The sequence below is a fragment of the Streptomyces sp. NPDC002870 genome (genome assembly GCF_042888505.1).
Lineage (GTDB): Bacteria > Actinomycetota > Actinomycetes > Streptomycetales > Streptomycetaceae > Streptomyces.
On record NZ_JBIAPW010000020.1, the window covers coordinates 24,618 to 42,045 of the forward strand.

13 protein-coding genes and 3 pseudogenes are annotated in these 17,428 nt (G+C 71.0%); 5 read left to right on the top strand and 11 right to left on the bottom strand.

Annotation, left to right across the window (positions count from 1 at the left end):
- Positions 1-48: 48 nt before the first annotated feature.
- Positions 49-1,962 (bottom strand): M64 family metallopeptidase, encoded by a 1,914-nt coding sequence (locus ACFYWY_RS23365; RefSeq protein ID WP_389189892.1) that lies wholly within the window; start codon positions 1,960-1,962, stop codon positions 49-51.
- Positions 1,963-2,109: 147 nt separating this feature from the next.
- On the bottom strand, positions 2,110-3,531 hold the full coding sequence (locus ACFYWY_RS23370) for a glycosyltransferase family 87 protein (protein ID WP_389189894.1): 1,422 nt from the start codon (positions 3,529-3,531) through the stop codon (positions 2,110-2,112).
- A 162-nt stretch (positions 3,532-3,693) separates the two neighbouring features.
- Here ACFYWY_RS23370 and ACFYWY_RS23375 point away from each other — a divergent pair, with 162 nt between their 5' ends.
- The 3 genes from ACFYWY_RS23375 to ACFYWY_RS23385 all read left to right on the top strand — a co-directional run bounded on the left by ACFYWY_RS23375 (position 3,694) and on the right by ACFYWY_RS23385 (position 5,880).
- Entirely contained in the window at positions 3,694-4,857 is a 1,164-nt protein-coding gene (locus ACFYWY_RS23375; protein WP_389189896.1) for a molybdopterin-dependent oxidoreductase, read from the top strand.
- Positions 4,857-5,246, top strand: coding sequence for a hypothetical protein (locus ACFYWY_RS23380; protein WP_389189898.1), 390 nt, complete (start codon positions 4,857-4,859; stop codon positions 5,244-5,246). The genes ACFYWY_RS23375 and ACFYWY_RS23380 overlap by 1 nt, the downstream gene beginning before the upstream one ends.
- 112 nt (positions 5,247-5,358) lie before the next feature.
- Positions 5,359-5,880, top strand: a complete 522-nt coding sequence (locus ACFYWY_RS23385; protein ID WP_389189900.1) for a hypothetical protein — start codon at positions 5,359-5,361, stop codon at positions 5,878-5,880.
- On the opposite strand, the pseudogene ACFYWY_RS23390 reads toward ACFYWY_RS23385, so the two are convergent.
- Together ACFYWY_RS23390 and ACFYWY_RS23395 are read right to left on the bottom strand one after the other, a co-directional pair.
- A pseudogene (locus ACFYWY_RS23390) lies at positions 5,877-6,065 on the bottom strand (GNAT family N-acetyltransferase); the annotation flags it as partial. The gene ACFYWY_RS23385 and the pseudogene ACFYWY_RS23390 overlap by 4 nt on opposite strands.
- Before the next feature lie 106 nt (positions 6,066-6,171).
- A pseudogene (locus ACFYWY_RS23395) lies at positions 6,172-6,348 on the bottom strand (enoyl-[acyl-carrier-protein] reductase FabV); the annotation flags it as partial.
- A 93-nt stretch (positions 6,349-6,441) separates the two neighbouring features.
- Between ACFYWY_RS23395 and ACFYWY_RS23400 the strand changes: the two are divergent.
- Entirely contained in the window at positions 6,442-7,215 is a 774-nt protein-coding gene (locus tag ACFYWY_RS23400; protein WP_389189902.1) for a class I SAM-dependent methyltransferase, read from the top strand.
- Positions 7,216-7,243: 28 nt separating this feature from the next.
- Here ACFYWY_RS23400 and ACFYWY_RS23405 read toward each other — a convergent pair.
- The 6 genes and pseudogenes from ACFYWY_RS23405 to ACFYWY_RS23430 form a co-directional block, all read right to left on the bottom strand.
- Positions 7,244-7,623, bottom strand: a pseudogene (locus ACFYWY_RS23405) (IS5/IS1182 family transposase); the annotation flags it as partial.
- Between the two features lie 194 nt (positions 7,624-7,817).
- The gene (locus tag ACFYWY_RS23410; RefSeq protein WP_389189904.1) at positions 7,818-8,123 is read right to left on the bottom strand and encodes a hypothetical protein; all 306 of its coding nucleotides are present in this window, start codon (positions 8,121-8,123) and stop codon (positions 7,818-7,820) included.
- A gap of 632 nt (positions 8,124-8,755) precedes the next feature.
- Complete coding sequence (locus ACFYWY_RS23415; protein ID WP_389189906.1) at positions 8,756-9,403, bottom strand: methyltransferase domain-containing protein; 648 nt, start codon at positions 9,401-9,403, stop codon at positions 8,756-8,758.
- Positions 9,400-10,161: a DUF2064 domain-containing protein gene (locus ACFYWY_RS23420; RefSeq protein ID WP_389189908.1), complete on the bottom strand. Its 762-nt coding sequence runs from the start codon at positions 10,159-10,161 to the stop codon at positions 9,400-9,402. The genes ACFYWY_RS23415 and ACFYWY_RS23420 overlap by 4 nt, the downstream gene beginning before the upstream one ends.
- Positions 10,158-10,847: a glycosyltransferase family 2 protein gene (locus tag ACFYWY_RS23425; RefSeq protein ID WP_389189910.1), complete on the bottom strand. Its 690-nt coding sequence runs from the start codon at positions 10,845-10,847 to the stop codon at positions 10,158-10,160. Before ACFYWY_RS23425 ends, ACFYWY_RS23420 begins: the two co-directional genes overlap by 4 nt.
- Positions 10,844-11,899 carry an NAD-dependent epimerase/dehydratase family protein gene (locus tag ACFYWY_RS23430; RefSeq protein ID WP_389189912.1) on the bottom strand — a complete coding sequence of 352 codons (1,056 nt, stop codon included), beginning with the start codon at positions 11,897-11,899 and terminating at the stop codon, positions 10,844-10,846. The genes ACFYWY_RS23425 and ACFYWY_RS23430 overlap by 4 nt, the downstream gene beginning before the upstream one ends.
- Positions 11,900-12,200: 301 nt before the next feature.
- Here ACFYWY_RS23430 and ACFYWY_RS23435 point away from each other — a divergent pair, with 301 nt between their 5' ends.
- Positions 12,201-15,518, top strand: a complete 3,318-nt coding sequence (locus ACFYWY_RS23435) for an NACHT domain-containing protein (RefSeq protein WP_389189914.1) — start codon at positions 12,201-12,203, stop codon at positions 15,516-15,518.
- A gap of 4 nt (positions 15,519-15,522) precedes the next feature.
- On the opposite strand, the gene ACFYWY_RS23440 is transcribed toward ACFYWY_RS23435, so the two are convergent.
- The gene (locus ACFYWY_RS23440; RefSeq protein WP_389189916.1) at positions 15,523-17,322 is read right to left on the bottom strand and encodes an FAD-dependent oxidoreductase; all 1,800 of its coding nucleotides are present in this window, start codon (positions 17,320-17,322) and stop codon (positions 15,523-15,525) included.
- Positions 17,323-17,428: the final 106 nt, after the last annotated feature.

The window sequence follows — 17,428 nt, forward strand, 5'->3', positions numbered from 1 at the left end:
GACGTGAATGCGGCCGCACCTTCGACGCGGAATCGGCCGGTTCGTTCGCTACGGTGCGGCCCCCGGCTCAACCAGCGTCGCCAGGAACTTCCGCGGGGCCGAGACATTCCCCGCCGAGTCGATCGTCCGGTACTCGATCGTGTGGGTGCCGTAGTCGGGGGTGGCGTCGTCCCACGGCACCGCACGGGTCTTGCCGAGCTTGCCGTAGACGAGATCGTCGATGACCGTGCCGCCCGGGGTGAAGCGGTACGGCGCGTCGGCGTCGGTCGGCCAGCCGTAGTACGTCTGCCAGCCGTCGCCGTCGACCCGGAACTGCGACACCACATGCCCGGCCGCCCGGTCGTCGCGGGCCGTCAGCTTCATCGTGAACGGCCCGTCGTAGACGTATTCCACCGGCTTCCCCGGCCGGTGCACTGTGCGCAGCGGCTTGGAGAGCGCGTACGACGCCGTCGCCGGAGCCGCGTCCACCGTCCAGGTCAGCGTGGTCTGCGTGCCGGCGATCCGGGCGCTCAGAGTATGCGCGCCGGGGCGCAGCCGCAGCGCGCCGAGATCGAGATCGCGGTCGTTGCCCGGGTTGGCCACCGGGCGGCCGTCGAGCGTCCAGCGGACGGCCAGGGTCCGGTCGGCGGGGTGCGTGGTGTCGGCGTGCACGACCGTCGCGGAGCCCACCCGGGTCTCGGTGTCGGTGTGGCCGGTGAAAGCGGCCGCGACCGGCTCCGGCCGGGTGCTGACAGCCGTGTCCACGGTCCAGGCGACGGTACGGGTCAGCGCTGCGGACGCGCGGATCGCGGGGTCGCGTACGAAAGGCGTCGGATCGGTGACCGTGGCCGTCAGCTCGTGTGTACCGCGGGCGAGTTGGAGCCGGCGCAGATCCAGTGTGCGGGCATCACCCGCGAACCGCAGCGGACGCCCGTCGAGACGCCATACGACATCGAGCTCACCGCCCACCGGATGCAGCGTGTCCACCCACACCGTCCGGTCGTCGCCGATCGGGGCGGCGTTTTGGGTGTGGCCTTGAACGAGACTCACCTTGGCGGAGATCTTCTGCACCATCACCTCGCGTCCGACCTGGTCGAAGGCGTAGCCGAGGGTCTTCATGATCGAGTGCTTGCTGGGCCGCCAGACGCCCTTGGTGCTGTACATCCCGCCCTCGAACCGGCCGATGACCCCGCCGGACTCGCTCTTCTCGCCGAGCCAGCGCCACCACTTGGCGCGCTGCCGCTTCATCTGCTCCTCGGTCAGAAGGGTGTGGTGGGCGGAGCCGGGCTCGCCGTCCTCGTACGTGCCGCCCGGGACGCCCCGCCCGTAGTAGTCGTACTCATCCTGCAGGTTGCCCAGTGAATGGCCGATCTCGTGCGGGGTGATCAGCGAGGACAGCGCGTTGCCGCCGGACGCCGTGGCGTAGGTCCCGCCCGCGCCGCCGTACGTGTCGCTGTTGGCGAGCGCCACGATCTGCCGGTTGGCGCTCGCGGATCCTGGCACGAGGTCGGCGAGCGCGGTCGCCGACGCGGCGTCGACGGAGAGGAGGCGCTGCACGCTGTTCGCGTTGCAGCCGCCCCAGAAGCCCATGCCCAGCGCGGTGTCGCGGCGCGGCGACTCAAGTCCCGGGTCACAGTCCACACCTGACTCGGCGGAAGGGACCTCCACCGCCCACACATTGACGTAACTGCGGTACGAGGCGAACGGTTCGGTGGACCAGAGCACATTGAGGTGCTTGTCGACATCGGCGCGGAAGGCCGGCATTTCCTCGGCGGTGTAGCCGTCGCCGAGGACGATGATGTTGAACCGCTTGTCGGCGGGGCCCGTGGTCTGCACGGGCACGACGGTGGCCGCTTCGGTCACCGGCGCCGCCCCCTCCTCGGCGGTGGCGGAGGGGGCGCCGCCCAGCAGGCAGCCGGCCAGTAGCGCGCCCGCGGTGGCGAGCAGCGGCATTCTTCGGGTTCGTTTGCCGGGTGAGGTCATGGGGCGGGAGCGTACGACCCGGCCCAACGTGACGTAAAGACAGCAGAGTTGGCCTCTGGGGCGGCAACTACCGGCCGTCGCCCTGCTGCCCCTGACACTCGCCCCGGCAGCCGCGAGCTCCCAGCACGGCCGCTGCACGCCGCGAGATCACGGCCCAGTACCGACGGACCAGGCAGGGAGCGCCTGCTCTTCGCAACGGCGACGCCGCGCACGACGCCGCCGCGCACGACGACGCAGCAGGCAGCCGGTGAGCACCGCGCCGGCTGCGACCGCGTACACCACGGTCCCCACGGTCTGCGGGTCGGCGTCCATCATGACGGTGACGTACTTGGCCGCGCCCGCGACCGCGACCGCGAGCCACTCCCACCGCCCGTCCAGGGCCACCAGCGCGACCAGCAGCAGGGCATACCAGGAGTAGCCCGGGGTCAGCAGCAGGAACGCCGTGCCGGTGACCAGCAGGGCGCCGCTCCATGGGCGCTCGGGATCGCCACGCCGCAGGACGTGGACGGTGACCGCCAGCATCCCGGCGATCACGGCGGGCAGCACCCAGTCGTCCGGCAGCACCAGCCGGAGCAGCGCATAGCGGTTACTGGCCGAGGGGTCGTCGTACCCCTCCTCCTGCGTATAGCCGCCGAGAAAGCCGAAGACCGAGCTGTCGGAGATGAGGACGTAGGGGAGATAGCCGAGCGCGACGACAGCCGCGGCCGGCAGCAGTACGGCCGCCGCGTCCCGCACCCGCCGCACACCCGAGAGCGCGCCGGGCAGCACCACGGCGGGCAGCAGCTTGGTCGCGACCGCGGCGCCGAGCAGCGCCCCGCCCATGATGCGCCGCCGTACCAGCACACCGAGGCCCACGACCGCGAGGAGCGCCCCGAGCACATCGGCATGCGCGTTGTTCACCGCCTCGACCGGCACGATCGGGCACCAGGCCCAGTACGCCGCACGGCGCGGATCGCCGCGCCGTCGCAGCACCAGCAGCAGCGCGGCGGTGGTGCCCAGCGCCAGCAGCGCGCCGCCCGTCTGAAGGGCCTTGTGCCGTGCCCCGTCCGGCGACAGCGCGTGGACGAGCAGGAAATACCCCTCCGCCACCGGCGGATAGATGGTGTGCACCTGCGGCCGGTTGATCCGCGTGCAGTGCACCTCGCCCTCCGGGCCGGGGATCCGGGCCAGGCCGGGGCCCACGCACTGCGCCCCGGTGGGGAACAGCCAGTCGTCGCGCAGCCCGGCGAGCGCGGGATCGGCGGGTGCGTGGTCGTAAGGCGAGATCCCGGCCGCCTGCACCCTGCCGTCCCAGGCGTAGCGGTACGAGTCGGTGCTGGTACGCGGCGGACCTAGGAGCCCGGTCGCCGCCACCGCGACACCGCCCGCGACGACGAGAGCCACAGCGTGCCGAACCGGGGCCTTGCGCACGGCGACGACCGCGGCGGCGAACAGCGCCCAGCAGGCGGCGTACCACCAGGAGAGCCCGTCGGGATCGGTGAAGTAGCCGTCCTTGCGGATCGTCACTGCGAGCACGGCCGTCAGGGCCGCCAGCAGGGCGCCGGCGGTGAGAGTACGCGGGTTGATCACAGGCTCAGCGTCGCAGCCGGATGCGGCGCGGGCCGTGCGCCGCCCCCTGACGTCCGCATTCCGTAAGGTGTCGCACCCCTCCACGCGGGCCGCCGGGGAGGTCTTATGGAAGGCATGAAGCTCCGACCGCCCCGGCTGCCGCGACCGCCCCGGATGCCCAGGATGACCCTGCCGCGACCGCGCAGGATGCCCCGGCTGCCGGCACCGATTCTGCCGACGTTCAAGGGGAAGCTGCACGACCCCCGTACGGCCACATCCATCGGCCGTTGGCTGGGCGGGGCGATCGCCGTCTGCTTCGTGACCGGGGTGACCAGCCACTATCTTCAGCACCCGCCGGACTGGCTCGCGAACGTACTGCCGAGCCGGCCGACCTGGGGCTACCGGCTGACCCAGGGCCTGCATGTGGCGAGCGGCATCGCCGCGATCCCGCTGCTGTTCGCCAAGCTGTGGACGGTCTACCCACGGCTGTTCGTGTGGCCCGCGCTGCGGTCGGTGCGGCACGCGCTGGAGCGGCTCTCGGTGGCGGTGCTCGTCGCGGCAGCCGTCTTCCAGCTCTTCACCGGGCTGCTCAACATCGTGCAGTGGTACCCGTGGCCGTTCTCCTTCGTACCCGTGCACTTCGCCGTCGCCTGGCTGCTGCTCGGCGCTCTGGTCCTGCATGTGGCGGTCAAGTACCCGGAGATCAGGGCGCATTGGAGCAGACGCTCGCCCGGCACACTGGAACTCCCGGCGGCGGACGGACCCGACCGGCGCTCCTTGCTGACCGGCATCGCAGCCGCGGTCGGCGCGGTCACCCTCACCACCGTGGGCCAGTCCCTCACCCCGCTGAAACGCTTCGACCTGCTCGCGCCGCGCCACCCGGACCACGGCCCGCAGGGCCTGCCGGTCAACCGCACGGCCGCCGCGGCCGGACTGGCGGCAGTGAGCACCGCCCACTGGCGGCTGACCGTGGTCGGCCGGGACTCGTACCGACTCACCCTCGACGAGCTCGCGGCCATGCCCCAGCACACCGTCACCCTGCCCATCGCCTGCGTGGAGGGTTGGAGCAAGTCGGCCCAGTGGACCGGCGTACGCGTACAGGACCTGCTGGAACGGGCCGGAGCGCGCCCCGATGCCGCGGTGCGGGTGGTGTCGCTGGAGCGGCGCGGCACCTACCGGGTGATGGAGATGGGCAGCGGCTACACCCGCGATCCGCTCACCCTGCTCGCCCTGCGCCTCAACGGCCAGGTGCTCTCGCTGGACCACGGCTTCCCGGCGCGCATCATCGCTCCGAACCGCCCCGGTGTTCTGCAGACCAAGTGGGTCACCAGGATGGAGGTCCTGTGATGCGGATCGTGGTAGGCGCACTGGGCCTCGCCCTGATGGCCGTCGGCGCGACGCTGCTGCTGACCGGCGGGCAGCTGAAGGACGTGGCGCTGTGGCTGGCGGGCGCGATCGTCCTGCACGACGGGATCATCGCCCCGCTGGTGCTCGGCGTCGGCCTGCTGCTGGCGGCGGTCCCGGCCCGCGGCACGGTCCGCGGGGGGCTGGTGGTGGCCGGCTGTCTGACGATGATCGCGCTGCCGCCGCTGTTGCGGCCGGGGGCGCCGACCAACCCTTCGGCGCTGCCGCTGGACTACCTGCGCAACTGGCTGCTCCTGCTGGCTGCGGTCGCGGTGGTTACGGGGCTGGTACCGGCGGTGCGGTGGCTGCTCCGCAAGGTGCCGCGGCGCTGAACATCTGACGAACGCGTCCAGCCGGCCGTTCGATCCCTGACCGTGCGTGGGAATAGTTGTTCCGGGGGCCCGTCCACGGCGGGCCACGGGATCGAGCGCGGGGGACGCGGTCATGGTCAGGTTCGTCCACAAGCAGTTGGTGTACGCCGCGGTGGTCGCGCTCACGGGGGTGACCGCCGGGGGAGTGGGCGTCGCGGTGAACGACGGAGCGGACCTGGTGGGCTGGTGGCCGGCCGCCGTGCTCGGCTGGGGGGTCCTGTGGGGTTTCGCCTCCACGACCAGGCTGATGAACCGTGGTGACCTCCCGCTGTTCGAGGCGGCTGTCCCGATCGCAGACCCCGCTGCCGCGCTGAGAGCCCCGTCAGACGCCCGGCGGTGGCTCGGGCAGTTCTACGGGACGATGTTCGGCTGCATGTTCGTGGTGACGACAGCGCTCGCCATATTCGAACCGCTCGTGGCCGTCTTCCACCTCACGTGGGCGATGGACCCGGTGGTACGGGCCGAGCGGGCGGCTCGCTGGGAGCGGCAGCACCGAGTCCTGCTGTGGCAGGGCCACGTCGAGCAGGAGCAGCAGCCGGTCAAGACCGGCCAGCCGCCCGTGTTCACCACGCCGCGGCAGGGCGCGTTGGCCTAGCTGGGCTCCCGTACCCCCAACCATTCGTGATCGAGTACCGAGTGCACTACGGAGTCCCGCCACTTCCCGGCCTTCTGGATGTGCTCCCGAATGACGCCCTCCTCCGTCATGCCCGCCGCGGTCATGGTCCTTGCCGACGCTGCGTTGAGCGGCGAGCGGGCACCCCAAATGCGGTGCAGGTTCAGGAGCGGTGGTTCGCCGAGCTCACCTCCGCCGCATCAACGGCCCAGGTCACTAGGGCTGGCGCCGCGACCTCGTTTACGACGCGATCGGGGGCGTTCGTGGCGTGGGTCAGATGGTGAGAGTGGGCCAAGGGACGTCGCTTTCGGCGGCGGCGGTGTAGTCGACGCCGGGGACAGAGAAGCCGTAGAGGCGGCTGACTTCGTCGCTGAACCAGTCGAGGTCGGCGAGTTCGGTGATGGTGTCGCTGGTGGCGGTGCTCCAGCGTTCTGCGACGGCGTTCTGCACGGCGGCGGGTCCCACTAGCTCCAGCGGGGACAGCCGGCGGCACCCAAGTCCCATCCCGCGGGCTACGGATCATGTGACAACTAGGCTGCGACGATGGAACGCGTAACCGACGTACCCGAGAGCTTCGCCCAGTCTGCAGATCGGGACCAGGTGAATGACTACGACAGTTTCGCCGAGGCGTACTCGGCGGAGAACGAGAACAACCTCGTGAACGGGTACTACGAGCGGCCCGCGATGTTAGCCCTCGCCGGAGACGTGGCCGGCCGTCGGATCCTGGACGCCGGTTGCGGCTCGGGCCCCCTGTCCGCTGCACTACGCGACCGCGGTGCGGTCGTCACCGGCATCGACGCCAGCGCCGGGATGCTGGCGTTGGCAAAGCGGCGGCTCGGTGACGACGTAGCCCTGCACGTGGTCGACCTGAGCGACCGCCTGCCGTTCGCCGACGGTGCGTTCGACGACGTGGTCGCGTCGCTGGTGCTGCACTACCTGGAGGACTGGGGGCCGACGCTGGCCGAGTTGCGGCGAGTGCTGAGGCCCGGCGGCCGGCTGATCGCGTCGGTGGACCACCCTTTCGTGGCCTACACGATCCAGGATCCTCGGCCCGACTACTCTGCGACCACCAGCTATACCTTCGACTGGACGTTCAACGGGCAGTCCGTCCCGATGAGGTTCTGGCGCAGGCCATTGCACGCGATGACCGATGCCTTCACCACCGCCGGTTTCCGCCTTGCCGTCATCAGCGAGCCGCAGCCCGACCCGGCCGCCCGTGAGCTGTTCCCCGACGACTTCCATGACCTTTCGACCAAAACCACCTTCCTGTTCTTCGTCGTCGAGGTACCGCCGTCGGCTACCGGCTCGGACGACTAGGGGGTGTCTCCCCCCAGCCAGTCGCGGATCACGAACGGAGCCAGAGTCGGATCGAGGCGACGATGACGGTGCCGTGGAAGATGTAGGCGCGTTTGTCGAACCTCGTGGCCACGGCCCGGAAGTTCTTCAGGGCGTTGATTGTCCGCTCCACTTGCGGGACGAGTACGCCTTATCGCCGCCGCGGTGGTCGGGCCGGGTGCGCGGGTGTCCGCCGCCCGGCCGGCCGACGCGGATGCGTTCCATGACCGGGATGAGTTGCGGGGCGTCGCCCCACTGGCCCGGGGTGACCAGCAGGGCCAGCGGGCGGCGCCCGCCCTCACCGACGAGATGGATCGTGCAGGTCATGCCGCTCCGGGAGCGTCCGAGTCCCTCGTCGAGGCGGTGCTGCCGGGGCGTGCGTCTTTCCCCGGCACTCGCGGAACGCTCGCCGCGACAGCAACCGCGACTTTCGAGCTGAGGTTCACGATGCTCTCCCTCGTTGTCAGTGGCATGGGGCTGCTGATCTCGTGTCTCTGGGCGGACGCGGACACTCTCATCGGCTTCCCGCCCACTCGCGTATCGGGTCAGCCCCCGCCGGGCGTTCGGTCCGGCGGACGCCTGGATTAGGTCTGCGAGTACTGGTCAGCGGAGCAGTCCCACGTGTCGCCGTTCGAAAGGTTGATGTTGCACACGGAGAAGGTCATCCAGCCGTTCTCCTCGAAGCTCTTGTTCAGGTTGGCCCACCCCGCGGCCTTGCCGTAGTCGTGATAGATCACGCCACTGCGTTGGGTTCCGATCGGGGATCGGTAGTTCCAGATGATGGCGACGGGATCGTTGTCGGCCTGGACGTCCCGGACCCAGAACCATTCACCGTACGGCTCGAAGCACGCCTCCCCACCGAGGAACCAGTCGATGCAGGCACTTTCCATGCCGGGACTGTCTGAGGTCAGGTTGGCGCGCTGCCGGCCGTCGGCTGCGGATGCCGATGAGGTCGCGGCTCCTACCGCGAGTACGGCTCCGAATACAGCGCTCGCGAGAACGCGACTGGTACTTCCAATGCGCATTGTCTCTCCTTGGGTTCAACAGGCGGCGTGCCACCGCATTTGAGGACGCGAGTCGTCGAGGGTGGGGTGAGCCGACCTGGAGGGAATGAGCCTGATGGGACTTTCGATTCCAGCCGTGGAGAACGGCAATCCCATGACATCCGAACAGCTGAAAACCTGCAATGGCCGCAGGCTGTCCCGGACAAGTCCGCCGCTGTCCCTGCTGGTCAACGCTTTGTTCGTAACGTGTCCGGGGTCTTGTCCCAGCCGGCTGGGACAAATGCCAGGCGAGGCAGGCGAAGTGGCAGCGATCGGTGGTGAAGAGCCGATCGGCGGAGAGATCCGGGGCCGCGGCTCCGCGTTCCAGTCTGTACTCACGAACAACAACTCGTTTCATCGGATGCGCTCTACGCGGAGCCTCTTACTGGGCACCGATGAGGAATTCCTGTTCGGCGGACCCCACGCAGGACGCTTGCATCACCTCGGCTCCGTCCTCTCTCACTACTAGCTGCCGCGGGCTACGCGCGGCGCAGCGCCACGAACGTGCGTCCCGCCACCTTCCAGTGGTCCGCCTCCTCCGCCTCCCAACCCGCGGAGTGCGCATAGTCCAGCAGCGCGGGGGTGCCGACGCGGGCCCAGGGGAAGGCCGAGCCCTGGGCGCTGCCGCCGTCGAAGACGCGTACCTGCACGCGCTCGTCCACATCGAGCGGGGAAGTCTCGGCCAGCAGCACGCCGTCGTCGGCGACCAGGTGTGCCACGCGGCCAAGCAGCGCGCCCGGGTCCCCGCCGATGCCGATGTTGCCGTCGATGAGCAGGGCGGTGCCCCAACTTCCCTCGCGGGGAAGCGGATCGAAGACGGAACGGTGCAGTGCGCTGCCGCCCGTTCGCACCGTTCGGGCCACGGCTTCGGGGCTCACATCGATGCCGAGCGTCGGCCGCCCGAGCGCGGCGAGCGCCGCGACCAGGCGTCCCGGGCCACAGCCGATGTCGAGCACCGTGCCGCGGCAGCGCTCCAGCACCGTCAGATCCGCGGCGTCCGGCGCCGCGCACCACCGTTCGACCTCCAGCGGCAGCAGCCAGCCGTCGGGTCGGCGCAGGAACAGCGGGCCGCGGCCGGTGCGCAGTGCGTCGGTGTACGGATCGGCCTGCCAGGCGGGCGCCGTCATCGCGACCTTGTCCCGGCGAGCGCGGCAAGGGCCGCGGCGAACCGGGTGCCCGGTGCCCCCGCCGCGACAAGGCGCGCGTCGGCCGCGGTGTCGACGTCCCGCAGCACCGGCAGCTCACGCACCGTCAGCCCGGCCCGGACGAGCCGCTGCCGCTGCACGGCTCCGGTCTCCGGTACGGACATCGGCACGCCCCGCAGCAGCGCCGAATCCGGCTCGGCCATCCCGAGCGCCCAGAACCCACCGTCGGCGGCCGGCCCGAAGGAGGCCTCGCCGTCGCCCAACTCCATCCCGGCACGGAGGAGTTCGACCGTGACCTGAGGTGTGTCCATGCCGACCAGCAGAGTCGGGCCCTCACACTGCCCGAAAGCATGAGCCAGCCGGGCATCGAGGCCGCCCGAACACTGCGGCACGACCTCGAAGCCCTCCGGCAGCCAGTCGCCGGGGTCGCCGTCGAGCACGAGGACCCGGCGGCGTACCGGAGTTGCCAGCGCGACGTCCAAGGTGTCGCGGAGCGCGGCCTCGGCGAGCCGAGCGGCCTCTTCGGGGGAGTAGGCGGGACAGAGCCGCGTCTTGACCCGCCCGGGCACGGGCGCCTTGGCGATGACGAGCAGCGTCCCGCGGCTCTGCGCCGCCCCGGCGATTGCCCGCTGCCGCTGCCGCGGACCAGTGGCGTTCGTGGCACTCGTCGCACCCGTGGCGCTTGCCGTCCTCGTGAAATCCGTCGCACCCATCGGGCCCGTCGCACCCGTCGCTGTCATCGCGCACCACCCCCCACCACGCTCGGCCGCCGCTCCGACAGCACCGATCGCATGTCCCGGACCGCATGCCAGGTGCCCCGCCAGGTGCCCGTCACCTTCGACTTTCCCGACCTCGGCAGGTACGGGACGTCCACCTCCGTCACCCGCCAGCCCGCGTCCGCCGCGCGGACCACCATCTGGAGCGGGTAGCCGCTGCGGCGGTCGGTCAGGTCAAGGGCCAGCAAGTCGTCGCGGCGTGCCGCCCGCATCGGGCCCAGGTCGCGCAGCCGCAGGCCGGTGCGCCGACGCAGTATCCGGGCCAGGGCCAGATTCCCGGCCCGGGCGTGCGGCGGCCACGCACCCCGGCCCTGCGGCCGTCGGCGGCCCAGCACCAAGTCGCTGTCCCCTTCAGCGACTTGGCGTACGAAACCGGTCAGCAGCCCCGGATCCAGCGAGGCGTCGCAGTCGCAGAAGCACACATACTCCGCCTCGGCCGCCAGCAGTCCCGCATGGCACGCGGCGCCGAAGCCGCGCCGCCCCTCGTGCACCACCGTCGCGCCCAGCCCGCGGGCGATCCGGTCCGAGCCGTCCGTCGAACCGTTGTCCACGACGATCGCGCGCCACCCGGGCGGGATCCGCTCCAGCACCCACGGCAGCGCTTCGGCCTCGTCCAGACACGGAAGGATCACGTCCACGTCCGCCGTCATGACGCCGCCCCCCGCAGCTCGCTTGCGGCGAACTCCGCCATCCCTTCCACGAAACCGACCTGCGCCTTCCAGCCCAACTCGGCCGTCAGCCGCCGCGAGTCCGCGGTGATGTGCCGTACATCGCCCAGCCGGAACTCCCCGGTGACCACCGGCGCGGGACCGCCGTGCGCCGAAGCCAGCGCGGCCGCCATCTCGCCGACCGTGTGCGGCGTGCCGCTGCCCGTGTTGTACGCGGTGAGCACGCCCGGCTCCCGGTCGCGCACCGCCTCCAGGGCGATGGCGTTCGCGTCCGCGACGTCCCGTACGTGGACGAAGTCCCGTCGCTGCCGCCCGTCCTCGAAGACCCGCGGCGCCTCGCCCCGTCCGAGCGCGGACCGGAAGAACGAGGCCACGCCCGCGTACGGGGTGTCCCGGGGCATCCCCGGCCCGTACACATTGTGGTAGCGCAGGGCGACGGCCCGTCCGCCGACCGCCCTTGCCCAGGCCGCGGCCAGATGCTCCTGCGCCACCTTGGTCGTCGCGTACACATTGCGCGGGTCCGTCGGCGCGTCCTCGCCCACCAGCCCCGGCGCCAGCTCCGCGCCGCACTCGGGGCACAGCGGCTCGAAGCGCCCGGCCGCGAGATCAGCTGCGGCGCGCGGTCCCGGCCGCACCCGGCCGTGGCGCGGACAGTCGTAGCGGCCCTCGCCGTAGACGACCATCGAGCCGGCCAGCACCAGGTTTGCGACCCCCGCCTCGGCCATCGCCGCAAGCAGCACGGCCGTACCGAGATCATTGCAGCCGACGTACTCGGGTGCGTCCGCGAAGTCCTTGCCGAGCCCGACCATCGCCGCCTGGTGGCAGACCGCGTCCACGCCGCGCAGCGCCCGCGCCGTCACCTCCCGGTCCCGTACGTCCGCCAGGATCAACTCGGCGTCGGGCAGCGGCGGCGGTTCCGGATGGGCCGACGGGAGCAGGGCGTCGAGTACGACCGGGTCATGGCCACCCGCGGCGAGGGCCGCGACGACCTGCGAGCCGATGAAGCCCGCTCCTCCTGTGACGAGTACACGCATACTGGCGACGCTACGGCCGCAAAGCCCGCTGATCGTCGTCGCGCGCCGTGCCGTCACAGGTACGTAAGGACTTCAGCCGCACGGAGTCGTCGTACGGAGTAGCCGTACGGGGAGGCGTCGTACGGGGAGGCGTATGGGGACGCGTCGGCCGCTCCGCGGCCATGGTCCGGCCGGCCTCGGACTCTGCCGGGGGTGGGTCCGGGGCACACCGGTCCGCCCCGTATGTGACCACTTCCGACGCCGGGCGGCGAGCCACGTGGTAGACCGGACGCGGACAGGCGGAAGAGGGGCCGGAGGATCGGTGCGGGGACGACAACTGCTCAGCTACAGCGACGCGGTGGCGATTCTCACGGGCGACAGCCAGGCTCTGGCGGCGGCCGACCGGGCACTCGGCGGAGCCCTGTCGATGGCGACGGGCGGGGTCAGCGACGCCGTGCTGAGCGTGTTCGACGCGCAGGGGCGGATCCTGCGGCTCGGACGTGATCTGACATCGGGGCTCCGGGGGAGTCTGGATTCGGCCGATCGCGCGACGCGTACCGAGCGGCTCGCGGCGGCGCATGCGGTGCTGGTGGTCACGGCGTATTTCGAGCCGATGGGAGAGCTGGAACTTCCTTTCCAACTACGTGACTTGGAGCTCACGCGGCGGGAGCAGATCGGCATCGCCGGGGGAGACGACGACGGACAGGGCTTTCTGCACGGGATGCTCGGCGTCGCGGCCCCGCACCCTGCCCCGCACATGCCGTACGAGCACCTTCTGGGAGAGATCCGGAGCTGGTACCACGCGGTCACCGGGCGACTGCTCCGGTTCATCTTCGGGCTGGCCGTGTACGACCGGCTGGACGACTCGCAGCAGCAGGCCGCCGAGAACGAGCTCAGCTCGACGCTGCTGCGGCTCGCCGTCGGGCGCTACGAAGAGCTGTACGCCCAACTGGCCCAGGAAGTGCCGGAGTTCGGCTTCTGGTCCGGCCAGATCGAGCACCAGGCAACTCGCGTCTCCATCCGCCGGGCGCTCACCGGCATCGAGACCACCCTCGCCGGACTCACTGCCTTGCGCCCGCTCAATCACGCCGCCGCAGCCCTCGCGACCGGCTACGAAGCCGCCCTGGCCCGGCCGATCCTCTCCGAGGGGCAGGCTCCCTCCGGCATGTGGCTGCCGACCCTCCGCGAGGGATATGTCGATCCCGATTTCCGCGTCCGCGCGGTACTCGACGGGGCTCATGGCCCGGCCGAGGAGGTCTGGTGGGAGCACGAGCCCGTACGGTCCGACCTCACCGAATATCTGGCGGGTGTCCTCACCTCGGTCGCGTCGACCACCGCGCCGCTGGTCGTCCTCGGCCAGCCCGGCGCCGGAAAGTCCGTGCTGACCAAGATCCTTGCGGCCCGGCTGCCCGCGGCCGGCTATCTGCCCGTGCGGATCGTGCTGCGTGAGGTGCCCGCAGACGCCGACATTCAGGACCAGATCGAGCACGCGGTCCGGACCGCGACCGGCGAGCGCGTGTCCTGGCCGGAGCTGGTTCGGGCGGCGGACGGGGCCGTGCCCGTCCTGCTCTTCGACGGTTTCGACGAACTGCTCCAGGCCACCGGTGTCAGCCAGTCCGACTTCCTGGTGCGGGTGGCCCGTTTCCAGGAGCGCGAGGCGGACCAGGGGCGGCCGGTCTTCGCACTGGTGACCAGCCGTACCGCCGTCGCCGACCGGGCGCGCTATCCCCAAGGCGCGGTGGCGCTGCGGATCGAGCCCTTCCGGCAGCAGCAGATCGAGCGCTGGCTCGACCTGTGGAACCGCCTCAACGCGCCCTATCTCACCGAGCGCGGCCTGCGACCGCTGCCGGCCGACGTGGCCGTCAGGCACCAGGTGCTCGCCTCTCAGCCGCTGCTGCTGCTGATGCTCGCCCTGTACGACGCCGCCGCGAACGCATTGCAGCGCGGAGCCGAGGGTGACGAACCGCTCGGCGAGGCAGAGCTGTACGAGGAGCTGCTGGCGTCCTTCGCCGTCCGCGAGGTGGGCAAGTCGGCCACGGCATGGACGGACCGAGAGCTGACGCAGCGAGCCGAGCAGGAGCTGCAGCGGCTGTCCCTGATCTCCTTCGGCATGCTCAACCGGCGACGCCAGTGGATCACCACGACCGAAGCGGAGCAGGACCTGGCCGCGCTGCTCGGCCGACCCGATCCCGTACGGGACGGATTCCGGGCGCCCCTGGACCAGGGAGAGATCGCGCTCGGCCGGTTCTTCTTCGTCCAGCGCGCTCAGGCGGTCCGCGACGAGCAACGCATGGCGACTTACGAATTCCTGCACGCCACCTTCGGCGAGTACCTCGCTGCCCGCCTCGCCGTACAGCTCCTCGAAGGGCTGCTCGGCCAGCGCCCGGCACTCTCCGTGGGCCGGGCGAGCATCGACGACGACCTGCTGTACGTACTGCTGTCCTACGCGCCGCTCTCGTCACGTCAGATGCTCCGCTTCGTCGGCGCCCGGATCCGGCGGATCGCCCCGGAGGACCGGCAACGGCTCGGCGAGCTGCTCATCACCGTCATGGCCGACCATCGCAACCGCACCGAGCACCGGTTCGCCGACTACCGGCCGGCCGTCCGGGCCACGTCGTCGCGTCACGGCCTGTACTCCGCGAACCTGCTGATGCTGACGCTCCTGGTCACCGGCGGGGTCAAGGCGAGCGCGCTGTTCCCCGACGACGACAAACCGGCGGCGATCTGGCACCGGCGGGTACTGCTGTGGCGGGCGGCCTTCACCGAACCGGAGTGGACGGACTTCGCGCTGGCCCTCAGCATCCGCCATACCTGGGACGGAGACCGGCGGGAACTCGACATCCGACCGATGCACGACCTCGTCGACTCCCCGGAACCGGTGGACGCCTACTGGCTGTACGGCCGCCCGCCCGGCAACGAGGACCGCGGCAGGAGGGTCAGCTGGGCCCGGCCCTACCCGGACCAGATCCGCCATAAGATGGCGGTGTCGGGCGGCACCAACGACGCCGTCGTCCTGCACGCCGTGGACCCTGTCTTCGTCTGGCTGGCCCCCGCCGTCACGACGTTCGTGGGCACCCCGGAAGGTAGCGCCACCTCGGTCGCCCACGGTCTGACGTCGCTGTGGCTCGCTAGCGGCATCGGCGTCCCCGACGCCGAACTCGCGGCCCTGTACGAACACTGCGCCACGTTCATCGAACCTTGGAGCGGTCTTGGCGATGAGACCCTGCGCCGCGTGATCCGGCTCGTGTTCGGGCAGCTGATCACCGATGCCGCCCGGCTCCCGGCCGATGTCGTGCACGAGGTGCTGACCGCGCCGGATCCGGGGCGGCTCGACACGACCTGTCTGGAGCTGAAGGCGCGGGCCGCCCTGACAGCCCTGGCGGCCAACGCCACCGCCGGGCTCCAGCTGTGCGCGCGGGAAACCCTCGACGCCCTGGCGATCGCCTACCCCGCCCGGGTACTGGACCTGTGGTCCGAGAGCCGGCGCTACGGACGGGCGCAGGCACAGCTCGGCCGGGCTGTCGCCCGGCTGCTGGCCGACACCCCGGCCGACGACCTGAGCGCCGTCCCCGCCGAACTCCTCGATCGGGCACGCCGGTTCGCCGACGGCCTCGAGCCAGGGCAGCCGGGCCCCGCCTGACCCCTCACCCCAGGTCGAAGGCGTTGCGCAGCCCCAGCCGGTAGCGGGTGCGGTCATGACGCTTCATCAACTCGACCTCGGGGGCGCGGAAGAGCGGCTTCACCGTGCAGCGGGCCGCCGGTGAACCGGTCCGGTCCAGCAGGGCGTTGACGGCCGCGCGGGCTGAGGCATTGGCGCCCTCCATGGTCGCCAGGTCGATGTCGACGGCCACATAGTCCCCGGCCAGAAAGAAGTTGGGGATCCGGGTGGCAGCCTGGGGGCGGTTGTGGAAGGTACCGACGGGGTGGATGAGGAGCTCGTCGTCATTGGTCGGATTCGGGGTGCCGAGGCCGTCCACGCCCGGGTCGAGGAACCAGGAGTGCAGCGCGCTGTCCTTGAGGATTGTGCGGCCGGTGTCGTTGACGGCAGCCTTGAGCTGGGCCCACACCTCCCGCGCGACCTCTGTACGGGTGCACTGCTTGGCACTCTTCCCGTACAGGATGCCGGTCTTGTCCCACTCGGAGATGTCGACCGACAGGCAGTCCACCGCGACGCCGTCGCCGTAGTCGGTCGGGAAGTCGCGGGCGGGCCAGTGCTCGGCCTGCTGAATGGCCGTCAGGGACCAGGGTGAATCGATGCAGTTGAGGTGCCCGTGCAGCAGCGGCGCGCGCTCGGTGAGATAGAACTGAATGCCCGTCATCCAGTCAGTCCGAAGCTTGTCGCACCGCCCCAGCTGCGGGTCCGCCGCGCGCAGCTCGGCGCCCCAGGTCCGCCGGGCATGCTCCACCGGCATCGCTGAGACGTAGTGGTCGGCGGTCACCGACCGGCGTACGCCCTGCGGGTCCTCGATCACCGCCGCGGTGACCCGGCCGGTGCCGTATTTCACCTCCCGTACCGTCCAGCCGATCTGGAACTGGACGCCCAGTTTCTTCAGATGCTCGACCCAGGGGTCGATCCACGCCTCGTTGGTAGGGGCGTTGAGAATCCGGTCGAGCGGTCCGTCCGCGCCCCGGCCGAGCGCGTTGAAGACGAAGGCTTCCAGCAGGGTGGCGACCGTACGGGTGCTGGCCTCCTCGGCTTTGGTCGCGACGATGTTCCGGGTGAGGCCGATGGCGAGGATGCGCTGGTAGTCGTAACTCATCCGCTCGGCCCTGATGAACTCCCACCAGGGCGTGCGCTCCCATGTCCCGTCGCGCCGCTCGTCGCAGCTGGTGAGGAATACGAGCCCCCGGTTCACGAAGTACGCCGTCTCATGGGCCGGAATGCTCAAGGCCGTGTCGAGCGCGGCGGTCAGCGCGCGGCGGATCTCGTCGAGGGTGAGATCGGCGGGCTTGTGCCCCGGCCAGGGCAGCGGGATCCGTAAGTCCTCGCGCCCGGTGCGGGAGAAGGACATCTCGGAAGGTGCCGCCAGGTTGTCCCAGACGCCGTTGGCATTTCCCGGGAACGGGATGCGCCGCATCGTGTCCGGCAGGTTGTGGTAGATGCCCGGGATGAAGCGGAAGCCGTGCTCGGCGGGCAGCGGCCGGCGGCCGCCTCTCGCGCTGCCCGGGACGCCCATGCTGCGGGCCTTCCCGCCCAGCTCCCTGCGCTCGTAGACGGTGACCTTGAAGCCGCGCTCTGCCAGCTCGTGCGCGGCGGTGAGTCCGGCGACCCCGCCGCCGAGTACGGCGACAGACTGCGCGGCCCGGGAGCCGGCGTCCGCCGGTCTCTCGGTAGCTGCGGCTGCGGCTGCGCCCGCAGTGCCGGCTGTGGCCAGGGCTGCCGTGCCGCCGGCCGCTGCGGCCCCCGCCATGAAGGTGCGTCGTGTGCTGCCGATCCGGTCCATCCCCACCCCTTACCGACGGTAACTGTCACGTCCGGCGCAGGAGCTTACGGAGGTCCCCCCATGGCCCGGAAGCCACGCGTGGGCCTATTCGTTCAATGGCTGGAAA